Annotated in this window: 9 protein-coding genes; 1 reads left to right on the top strand and 8 read right to left on the bottom strand. The window is 50.1% G+C overall.

Features of this window, described 5'->3' with window-relative positions; genetic code table 11:
• Nucleotides 1-187: 187 nt before the first annotated feature.
• From RW092_RS16750 to RW092_RS16720, 7 genes are all read right to left on the bottom strand, one after another.
• Nucleotides 188-1,804 (bottom strand): response regulator, encoded by a 1,617-nt coding sequence (locus RW092_RS16750; RefSeq protein WP_316010742.1) that lies wholly within the window; start codon nt 1,802-1,804, stop codon nt 188-190.
• Entirely contained in the window at nt 1,776-3,698 is a 1,923-nt protein-coding gene (locus RW092_RS16745; protein ID WP_316010741.1) for a cache domain-containing sensor histidine kinase, read from the bottom strand. The genes RW092_RS16750 and RW092_RS16745 overlap by 29 nt, the downstream gene beginning before the upstream one ends.
• Nucleotides 3,699-3,768: 70 nt before the next feature.
• The gene (locus tag RW092_RS16740; RefSeq protein WP_316010740.1) at nt 3,769-5,466 is read right to left on the bottom strand and encodes a type 2 periplasmic-binding domain-containing protein; all 1,698 of its coding nucleotides are present in this window, start codon (nt 5,464-5,466) and stop codon (nt 3,769-3,771) included.
• Nucleotides 5,467-5,585: 119 nt separating this feature from the next.
• Nucleotides 5,586-6,476 (bottom strand): carbohydrate ABC transporter permease, encoded by an 891-nt coding sequence (locus RW092_RS16735; RefSeq protein ID WP_316010739.1) that lies wholly within the window; start codon nt 6,474-6,476, stop codon nt 5,586-5,588.
• Nucleotides 6,477-6,494: 18 nt separating this feature from the next.
• Entirely contained in the window at nt 6,495-7,457 is a 963-nt protein-coding gene (locus RW092_RS16730) for an ABC transporter permease (RefSeq protein WP_232228376.1), read from the bottom strand.
• 175 nt (nt 7,458-7,632) lie between these two features.
• A complete protein-coding gene (locus RW092_RS16725) occupies nt 7,633-8,187 on the bottom strand; it encodes a hypothetical protein (protein ID WP_316010738.1) in 555 nt (184 codons plus the stop codon).
• Nucleotides 8,177-8,812 (bottom strand): hypothetical protein, encoded by a 636-nt coding sequence (locus RW092_RS16720; protein WP_316010737.1) that lies wholly within the window; start codon nt 8,810-8,812, stop codon nt 8,177-8,179. Before RW092_RS16720 ends, RW092_RS16725 begins: the two co-directional genes overlap by 11 nt.
• Before the next feature lie 288 nt (nt 8,813-9,100).
• On the opposite strand from RW092_RS16720, the gene RW092_RS16715 reads away from it, so the two are divergent.
• A complete protein-coding gene (locus RW092_RS16715; RefSeq protein WP_254899704.1) occupies nt 9,101-9,226 on the top strand; it encodes a hypothetical protein in 126 nt (41 codons plus the stop codon).
• Between the two features lie 26 nt (nt 9,227-9,252).
• Here the strand turns inward: RW092_RS16715 and RW092_RS16710 are convergent, their stop codons facing one another.
• Nucleotides 9,253-10,998 (bottom strand): class I mannose-6-phosphate isomerase, encoded by a 1,746-nt coding sequence (locus RW092_RS16710; protein ID WP_316010736.1) that lies wholly within the window; start codon nt 10,996-10,998, stop codon nt 9,253-9,255.
• Nucleotides 10,999-11,019: the final 21 nt, after the last annotated feature.

The following is an 11,019-nucleotide window of genomic DNA, read 5'->3' as shown; positions in this document are numbered from 1 at the left end:
CCCCTCCGAAATGGTCTTTTCCGCAGCAGACTTCTGGGCCAAGGAAATAAAGCGCTTTCATCGCACACTTGGATAAATTATACAACATCGGTGCTCTTAGGGTCTATTTCTATCATCTAAAATCTAATCATTCTCCAAAAAATTAAAAGCCCGCACCCTATAGGTACGAGCCTGATGAATCGGATTTTCACTCGCCGTCCGTGGGGAGGTCGGCTCCTGCGAACCGCCCGTTACCGGCCACCAACTTATCGCGGTATTCCTGCGGTGACACTCCCTCCAGCTCTTTGAAGACGCGGGAGAAATGACGGGTATTCTCGAACCCCACCGCATTGCTGATCTCCGACAGCTTGCTGGAGCCGCCTTCGAGCAGCTCTTTCGCTTTGCGGATCCGGACTTTTTTCAAATAGGTGACAAAATTTTCCCCGGTATACGCCTTAAACGCCTCACTAAAATAGGAGTAGTTCAACGAGACATGATTGCTGACGATTGCCATATTTAATGGACGGTGGTAATGACTCTCGATATACGCCACGGCTTCTTTCATATCGCCATGCTCGCTGTGGGCGGATCGAATTTCCTTGATATAGGCGTCAAGATCGAATAGCAGCTGTTCCAGTGATCGGAAATAATCATGAAAATGACAGAAACTCGACATATCCCCGACTTTGCGATAGAGCTTCAGCACATCTACGGATGCTTCTCCATACACCCGGAACACTTCATCCAACACCTGCTCGTTCATATGCCGGCTGACTGATTCCAGATACGTAATATCTAATTCAGGCAGCTGATCTACCCGGAAAATCTCATGCAACAGCGGCCCAATTTCCTTCTCTCGATTCGTCCCCAGGATATTTCCCAGCTTGCGAATGGCCTCCCTTGGTACGGGGAAAACCAAGCGATTCGAATTCATTTCTTCGTGCCAGATTAACCGGGCTTTCGGATAGATGAACGTGTATTTCAGCGCTTCACAGGCCTGACGGTAACATCGCGGCAGGTCCGTAAGACTGCTCCCCTCCTGGCTGACACCAATCAGCATCCCGTCAAGTTCCCGTTCTGCCGCCAATAGGGACAAATCCTCAAACTTGCTTCTAGGGCCGCCAACCAGAATCATTCGCCCATCGCGATCCAGCAAGGTAGCGCTGAGAATCCCATCCACGCTTTCAAACATATGCTCGGCAAGCGACTTTAGATCTTCTTTCTTCATGCGACTGCCATCTAAATTTTTGTAAATCAAGGCTGCAACCGAGAAAGGTAAAGCATACTGATCGAAACCGATTTCGGAACTCCAAATGCCAATATCCTCTTCGCTCAAATCCGTTTGCAGCAAGAACTCCTGTAAGCGTACCGATTGAACCTGCAGTCGATAGCTTTCCGTCACGGCTAACTGCTCAGCCATTTGCGAACGCTTCGCGATGTTCTCCTCGCACTTGCGCAGCGCGGCAAACAGCTCATCCCGGCGAATCGGCTTGAGCAAATAATCCACCGCCTGATACCGGATCGCAGCTTTGGCGTACCGAAAATCTTCGTATCCACTCAGAATCAGAATCTGTGGTCGACCGTTTTGAATGGCGGGCTGCGGTCCTTCCGATACTTGTTCGATGAGTGCAATGCCATCCATGACGGGCATGCGGATATCTGTAATGATCACATCAGCGCCTTGGGCCTGATACAGCTCAAGGGCTTCTGCCCCCTGAGCTGCCATCGAGATCTCGAATTGTTCCGGGAACTCCCGTTCAATCATCGTTTTTAGCCCAATACGGATATTCTTCTCGTCATCCACGATCAATAGTTTGAATCTCATCTGTGCCAACCCTCCCTGTTAACAGCACCTTCGGCATTATCATCACTACCTCTGTGTACTGTCCTTGATCGCTGAAAACCTTGAGGCCGTATTGTTTACCATAATATAAGCGAATGCGCTCCTGAACATTGCGAAGGCCAATTCCGTATTGATTTGGCGGCTTCGGCGCAAAATTCCCCGGAGCTTTATCCGTAAGGCCGACCTTATCCAGTTCCAGGTTCAATTCAGCCAGCGAATTCTCGTCGACCCCTCTTCCGTTATCCTTGACGACAATTCGAATGTCACTTTGCGGCAATTGCTGCACCTGAATCGAGATGTTCCGCGGCCCCGTCTCATCCCCTTCCCAAGCGTGCTTCACCGCATTTTCGACGATCGGTTGAAGCGACATTTTGAGCATCTCCATATCCAGGAGATCCTGCGGAATATCCAGCCGCAGGTCGATGGGTTCATCAAACCGGATATTCATCACATCGATATAATTTTCGATATGGCGAAGCTCATCGCGCAGCTTGACGTACTCCCCGGACCATTTGAAATTGTATCGCATCATGCCTCCGAGAGAAGTCAGCGCATCAGAAATTTGTCTTTGATTTTCGATCTCCGCCAGCATTTTAATGTTCTCTAACGTATTATACAAAAAATGGGCATCAATCTGATTGTGAAGCGTTCGGAGCTCCGCTTCTTTCGTAAGTGCTTCTTTGTAAACTGCTTGAGCCACCAGCGTATTAATGGTGTTCATTAGTTTGGAGAAATGATGCGCCAACTCGCCAACCTCGCCGCCGCCACGGATCGTAATGCCGCTGTATGCCTCACCGCGTCGTACTTTCTTCATCTCTTCCGTCAGCACACGGAGATTCTTCAGGATAAACGCATTAAGAATATAAGCAATGACCGTAACCAACGTAATAAACCCGATATTGGCACCGATCAAAATATTCCGCATATGTGAAATTTCTTTAAACACACCGTCCATCGAAACGACATTCACCAAGTCCGCATTGATTCGTTCGATGGGCTTGTGCAGCAGCAGAAATGATTTTCCGTTCTCTTTATAGTCATTATTCCATTCGCCTGTTTCTTTATAGTGCATCAGACGCTCCCGGATCGCCTGCTCCAACCCCGGATTCGCTTGGAGATAGGAGCTCTGAGCGCGGGTAAATATTTGAGCTTTGTTGTCCATCAGCACCATTTGCGAGTCACTATTCGGAGCCGCCGCGTAAGTTCTTGGACTGAACTTTTCGAGCAGCATATCCACCTGCACCATTCCGACATGATGATTTGCCGGAATGCTCATTTCCCGCAGCAGCGACACTTTGGGCGTTGGGGCGGGGGTCTGCCCTTGGTACCGTTCCATGATGTCTGGATCATTGTGCAAAAACGACCAAGACTCCATGCCCTTTAATTCCTTCGCTTCTTGATACCACGGCTCATCCGCTACCCGGTTCTCCCGGAAAAAGATCGGCCAAATTTCGGTTACGTTGCTGCTTGAGAACAGGCGCAGATGCTCCACATTCGGGTTGTAATATTGAATGCGTGTTAGGCTTTTAAAGCTGTGGTTACTGAAATTCACCAGTTCCTCGGTGCCGGGCTCGGTGGTATTCGCTAGATAATCTCGAACTTCGATATCATCATAGGCGACCTGCACCGCCCGTACCATCGATTCAATCTGCGTCTCGATATGCTGGATTTCCATCTCCAGCAACGAGTTGTTCTTGTCCTCGGCATCCCGGATATACATATTGTTGATCAATCCATAGGAATAATAGGACACTAGCGCGCTGGGTCCCAAGATGATAAAGATATACGAAGCGAGCAGGCGGCTCTGAAGTGAGCGGCGCCCAAACCAATACTTAAATGACTCCCACCATGCTGTCCAAGGTTTGCTTCTTCCCATATGCCGAGCGACTCCTTTGAATAAAAGCCCAAAAGCCCGCGAAATGCGGGCATTTTTGGGGCATTAACGATTATTGCATGCCAAGTTTTTTCTTGTTCTCTTCATACTTAGTTTGCTGGAACGCTTGGACTTTGGCAAGCCCCAGATCTTCTTGCTTCTTGATGTAATCCGCCCAGATCTTATCGAATTCAGCCTCGGACGATGCCATCAACAGCTTCGGCAATGTTTTGCCGCGAAGATCCTTGATTTTGCTGAGGATGATGCCTTCTTCCGAGTTTGCCAGCGGATCAAGCAGGTCGAACTCGGATACGCTTATCGTTTTACCGCGAGTCCAGTCTTCCAATTGTTTGTACGGTTCTACCGATTCAGGCTGCCATTGTTGGATAATGTTCGTATCTTGCATCATCCAGAACGTGAAGGAGGAGCCATATTGCTTATCGAAAGCGGAACGATCCTTGTTCATGAGATCGAAGACTTCCGGTTTGAATTGATCTTTCCCGTCAATGGTATCGTAGCTGACGCCTTTTTCACCCAGATACAGGTCTTTCTGTCCTTCCTCACTCATCAGGTACGTCAGGAACTTGATCGCGCGAGCTTTATCCTTCACATCCTTAGAGATCAGGGTGACTGTCCAGCCGGAGATCGAAGGGCCGTTTAATGTAGGCGGATCCAGTTTGGAGTTAGCCGGACCGTCCACGGCGATGTAAATCTTGTTTGGATCTTGTTGATACAAGGTACCTTGTTGAGCTGCAAAATCGGTGCGTTGATACAGCATTGCGAAGTAACGGCCTTGCGCAATTTTTTCTTCCATTTGAGCGCGTTTGTCGATGAAGATGTCTTTCGCCAACAAGCCTTCTTCGTTGGCTTTACGCAGCGTTTTCAACCAAGTAATATATTCCGGATCCGTTTCGCGGTTGTACAGCTTGCCGTCTTTCTCTCTCGGAATTGCCAGGAAGTTCTGCAAATATCCTTCCAGGGAGTCGTTGCCGGAAGCCGTGAACTCATGCAAGCCAAGCGGAATCAGCGGCTGGCCATTCACTTCAGGGAATTTCTCTTGAGCCGCTTTCAGAGCGGCGATGAAGCCTTCCGGAGTCCGCATGTCCGGGCTGCCGATCGCTTCATAGATATCTTTACGTACGACAAACGTTTGGTTGGATACATATTTGTCGCCGTATTTCTCATAGTCTTTCGGAGACGAGGAAGAGTTCGGATAACCGTATACGTTCCCGTCTGGCTGCGTGTACCAGCCCAGTTTATCCGGGTCGGCCACCTTGAAGAAGTAAGGATCGTATTGTTCAGCCAATTTGTTCAGCGGCTCCACAAGTCCGCCCTCGATCATTTTCTTCACGCCGTCTTCCCACCAGCCCAGCGTAATGAAATCAGGCAGCTTGCCGGAAGCGATCAGCGTGTTCAGCTTCTCGTTCTCATTCCCGGCAGGGACGATGAAGTTGATGTTAACCCCGGTTTTCTTCGTGACGTATTGGGAGGTTGGATCAACGCCCCATTTATTCGGGAACCAAGCAAAGTTCAGGTACCAATCGAAGGTGATGGGGGACGTATCGGATTTCCATCCCGGTTCGTCTGCCGATGGTGTTGCAGCCGGATCGGTGGTGTCCTGCGTACCGGTATTGCTGTTGGTGTTCGCAGCAGCATTGTTAGCACTTTCTTTGCTGCTATTGCCATTGCCTCCGCAAGCAGCCAGGGACAGGACCATGATGGCCGCCATCAGCAGCATCATCACTTTTTTGGACTTGCTTTTCATGCCCATGCTTTTTACCCCTTTTCTCATTTGATGTGATTCCATTTATGTGCAACTCCATTAGCCGCCGTAATGCGGCTCGGAGGAGTTACCAACTGTGATAGAGCGAGTTTACCAGAGACTTACACTTAACCTTTGATCGAACCAATCATCATCCCTTTAACGAAGTAGCGTTGCAGGAACGGATAAGCAAATACGATTGGCAAGGTGGTCACGACCATAGTTGCCAGCTTGATCGATTGGGATGTGACCGTTTTGGTTATCGCACTGCCCTGCACTGCTGTCGTCATGATATTGGAGCTGGACTGTGCCACAACCCGGTACAGGAACGTCTGAATTGGCTGCAGGTTCTCGTTGTTGACATAAATGATCCCCGTAAAATAGTCATTCCACTGATACACCCCGTGGAACAAAGCGATGGTGGCGAGAACGGGCAGCGATACCGGCAGCACGACCCGCAGGAAGACGGTCCAATCGCTTGCTCCATCGATTCGTGCTGCTTCCTCCAGACCATCGGGAATGTCCCGGAAGAAGGTCATGAAGATAATCAGATCGAAGAAGCTGAACAACACGGGAATAATATAAACGATAAATTTATCGAGCATATGCAAATCGCGAATGAGGAGGAAGGTTGGAATGAGCCCTCCCGAGAAGATCATCGTGATCGTTCCCATAAAGATATAGAACTTTCCTGCAATCAGGTCTCTGCGAGAGAAAGCGTACGCGACCATCGCGGTAAAGAAGACGTGTGCTATAACCCCAATGACGGTCTTGGCAACCGTGAGTCCCATCGCCGTCATGATGCCGGGATTATCAAAGACCGCTTCGAAGTTCTCAAAGCTGAACTTCCGCGGCCACCAATAAATGCCGCCAAGCATCGCGTCCTTCCCGTCGTTAAAAGCGTTCACCAACACGTACCAGATCGGATACAGGGTGACAAAACATACGATGAGCATAACTAAATTGTTAATCGTATCGAATACGACATCGCCTTTTGTTCTGCGGCGTAATGAAAACATAAGCAGGTCCCCCTTGGCCTAAAACAACGAAGTGTCGTTGAGTTTTTTGGTAACTTGGTTCGCAATCAGCAGCAGGGCAAGTGCAATCACAGATTTGAACAAGTTGATTGCTGTTGAGTACGAATAACGGCCGGAGGATATCCCTGTATAGTAGACGTAGTAATCGATGACGTTACTTGCGCTATCATTCAGTGAATTACGTAACACCAGGATTTGATCAAAGTTGGAGTTCAGCACACCGCTGACTGCCAGGATAAACAAAATACTGATGGTCGCTTTGATGGCTGGAAGCGTCACATACCACATTTGCTGAAAACGCCCAGCTCCGTCAATCGTTGCCGCTTCGTACATCTCGGGCGAAATGCTTGTAATCGCCGCCAAGTAGATGATTGCGGACCATCCCAGCTCCTTCCAGACATCTGAGGTGATGACGATCGTCCAGAAGTACTTCGGCTCCGCCAAGAAGGAGATCGGCTTATCGATAATATGCAAAGCCATAAAGATCTCGTTAATAATCCCTACATCCGACAACCAGGTTGCCAGGATCCCGCCGAGCACAACCCAAGACAGGAAGTGAGGCAGGTAGGAGATCGTTTGGATCGCTTTCTTGTACCGGAGCGAGCGAACTTCGTTCAGGAACAAGGCGAAGATAATTGGCAACGGAAAAGTGAGCAGCTTCAGGAAACTGATCCCCAGCGTATTTTTGATCACATAGCCGAAATTTTCATCGGACAGAAACTCTTTGAAATGTTCCAAACCAACCCATGGTGCTTCTGCAATCGTTCGAATAATGTCGTAGTCCTTAAAAGCGATAATGACACCGTACATTGGAATATAGTTGAAAATGATCATCCAAGCGATGCCGAGCAAAGCCATAATTTGAATATGTCTTTGCGAGTAAAGTTTCTTCAGCCATTTTCGCCTTGATGAAGGCGGCGTCTCTATCTCTTGCATGGCTGCGGGTTGCGTCGACGGCTTCATATCCATCTCCTCTGACCTCCAAGCTGTTCAAGTCTAGTAATGTAAGCACTTTCACCTTTCTGTATCTATTGTACTTGGGATCGAGTCGTAGGGATATGCTCCAGATTTCGTCTCGGTGTATTCGTTTTTCGGCTAAAAATGAAAACCCGTACCGAAAAGTACGGGTTTTCAATGCTTACTTAATAATCAGCTCTTTTGGCTGAACATCGTACGGCTCTCTTTTCCCTAGAAGCACGTCCAGCAATCCCTCATGGGTGGCCTTGATTTCCTGCACAAAAGCTTCATAGGGCCGGTGGCAGACATCCACGATCCCGATTTGATAGTTCTCCCCGTCGAATCGGCCAAGCGTCGCTTGATCATTCAGAATAAAATAATGCGTACCGACCAAATGCTTCTGACTCGCCGCAAACTCCGTGTAATACCGGTAGGCTTTGCCGCGATCCGCCTGGGTATAGACGCCCTTCAAGCCGGGGCTTAGCAGCCCGACGTCCGGGGCCCCAAAGTGGAACTCCCCGATCATCACCGGCTTCCCGGTCTGTTCATAAATGTACCTGATATCCGCCTCATCCGGTCTGAACTTGTAGCAGTTATAGGTATAAACATCAAAATATTCGCTCCCTTCCAGCACCAGCTCCGACGATATCCAGGCGTACCGGATGCCGAGGTTCAAATGATTCGGGTCTACCCGCTTTAAAGCTTCAGCCGGAACTCGAATAAACTCATGCGCCATCCTGCGGAGCGACTACATCCAGCCCTTTGCTGTAAAAAGCATACCCGTCCGGGTCCACCAGCCAAGATCTGCCGTCATGCTGCACCACCCGAAAGTATCCCGTCGGTTCAAAGGAAATAGATTTGTACCCTCCGTACACACTATATTCCGGTCCAAAATCCGCTGCCGGACCGGCTTCGGCTTCCTTCCGCAAATATTGAACCAATTCGTCCGCCGAACCCGTTTTGCCGCTCCAGTCCTTCATCTTCAGCTGTCCCAGCTCATCGACGATCGGTTCCACTTCTGCTCCTAGGCTGCAATCGGGCTTCTCGTCCGCCAGATACAAATCATGCAAGATCAAGGAACGATTCGTATAGAAGGGCAGAAAAATCATCTCGAAATGCTGGGCTTGCTCCGGCTCCAAGGCGGCTCCCTGCAGGAACGACTTCAGTTTGCCTGGCGTTCGTTCCAGATAGATGCTTTGGGCATTTAGATGTACTAGATCAAAATAAGTACGAATCCGAATTTGGGGCAAGAAGCCGGTCATGCAATACAAATCCGGCACACCCTGCTCCGAACCGGGGTCACGCTTGGAGAATCCCAGCACCATTTGAAACTCCGTGATCGATTGAACCGTCAGCTCCATCACCAGGTACTGGCCTTTCTTGAACCGCAGGCCGGCAAAATGGAGTCTTCCCCCATCGGGGGAGATTTCGATGACACGCCCGCCTTCTGGAAGCGATTACAATTTAATGCCGCCGCTTACGTTCACCTGTGTAGGTCTCATGTCTACAGTCGCTCCTTCGGAATGGTCAATTCTTAGAAATTATACGACATTCCGAAGCGCTTCCTGCGATTTTCCGAAATTGCGTAACCTCTTCCGAAATTAGGAGACCTCTTTCATAAAGAAAACAAGTGAACGATCCAGTTCATCATGGAACGGGATCGTTCGCCTGCCAATGGCATAGAGATTGCTGCCGAAATCAACATGGCCAAAGCATCCGGCTCCAAAGTACTTGTAAGGAATGTCGATTTAAGCTCCGGCACCAGCTCGGCGTAATCTGCCATCATTCGATGGTAGCGAACTCAGCGAACCGATGCAACGATAATCATGACCTTCTCCCCTTCTGACACTCCCGAAGGCCGGATCGAGTAAGTGCCAACGGCTGCCGGGACAATCACCGTCTCGGCGTAATGGACCTCAAATGGAGGAAAAGCGTCGGTCTTACTATAGATCGTAATTTGCCCGCCTTCTACGAGATTCAGCACCTGGACGCTGTCGTTCCATTCCATGTCGATCGACTGCGAGAAGGTGTACCGGAAGGTCTCGATAAATTGCCGTGAATGCAGGCCGGTTCGCTCCACTTTACGGTGTTCCGATTCCTCCAGCACTTCCTCCTGATGAATGAGATTCCCCTTAACCCAAGCGGTGTCCCAATCCCATTGGATATTCTTTAGCCCATGCTCCAGATGGGTAGGTCGAGGAAGACCATCCAGGCCTACACGTCCCCAGTCCCATAGCTTAAAGGTAAAAATATACGGGGTCGCGCTAATCTCCAGCACCATCGTGTCCTTGCCTGAGCAGTGGATCGTCCCTGCAGGAATCAGCAGATGATCATGCTTTTTGACCGGGATTTTGTTCACATACTCCTCGGCCGGGAAGGGCGCCTCTCCACTTTGAGCACGGTACAGATCGCTCGCCATGCGTTCGCGGTCCACCTGTTCTTTGAGTCCCAAATACACAAAAGCCTCTCCGTCTTCAGCTGCGTCCAAAATATAGTAACTTTCATCTTGGGTATAGTGCATGCCAAACGTCTGCTGGATATATCCGGTCAGCGGATGAACCTGGAGCGACAAATTCCCGCCCCCCATGGTATCCAGCAAATCAAAGCGGATCGGGAATTCCGCTCCGAAGCGAGCGTGTACCCGCTCCCCTAACAAAGGACGGGGGCAGAAAAGCACCAGGTCCATCGCCGGAACTTCCATAGTAACGTTTCCGAACCGAAACTGAAGGCTGTTCTCTTCCGGCACCCCGTCAAAGCTCCAGGCATAGTTCGGCGGTCCATCGGGGAGGCTGAAGTTCTCCCGCATCCATTGCCCGCCCCATACTCCGGGATCAAAATAGGGCTTCAGACGGAACGGCCGCGAAGCCGCCGATTGAAGAGCCGCGCGAAAAGCGTTCCCGGTAACCATGTTGGGCTGTCCCGGCGTGGTGGTTTCCATCAGATAATCCAAGCTTCCCAGCAACTCGGCTTTATGCCGGTCCGCGATGCGCCATTCGACAAAGAAGCCGCGTTTGTATTTTTCTAAAGTAGGCGCATCAGGATTGTCAGCCAGCCAGTTGGTCATTCCCCGGCGATAGCGCAGCTGGATTTCCCAACGGGGCAAATCGAGGTATACGAGCAAATCCCCTTGGGTGACAAGGGAGGCGCCGGTTCCGTAGAGAAATACCGGGCCATCGGATCGTTTAATTTCCTCCCGCAATGCATCCAGGGAGGCAGGATCAAAACAATGCTCCAGCTTGCCGTAAAACATCACCCCAAACACCGGGTCCGGCGGAAGACTGGAAGCAAGAAGCTGTTCCAGCTGCTCCGGCGGCAACAAGCACGTTTCGCAATCCAGCATCCGCGCTGGAGACAAAAGCGCCAGCTCCCGGGCCACTTCTTCTTTATCCGTGCCCGGATAACAATCAAACACAAACACACGGTGTTGCTTCATTTGCTGCCTCAGCTCTTCCCGAATGGCTTCCCATCCCGAAAAAGCATGCTCATCCCAACCCGGTATGTCCACTACCGGCTCCAAGTCGTAGTTGCGGTACTTCGTGTTGTTCATATCCAAATGCTCCTCAACGAT

Origin of the sequence: Paenibacillus sp. 3LSP (genome assembly GCF_032465655.1) — a bacterium.
GTDB lineage: Bacteria > Bacillota > Bacilli > Paenibacillales > Paenibacillaceae > Fontibacillus > Fontibacillus barengoltzii.
The sequence above is the reverse complement of the archived record's forward strand: the minus strand, read 5'-3'. Positions and strand labels throughout refer to the sequence as shown.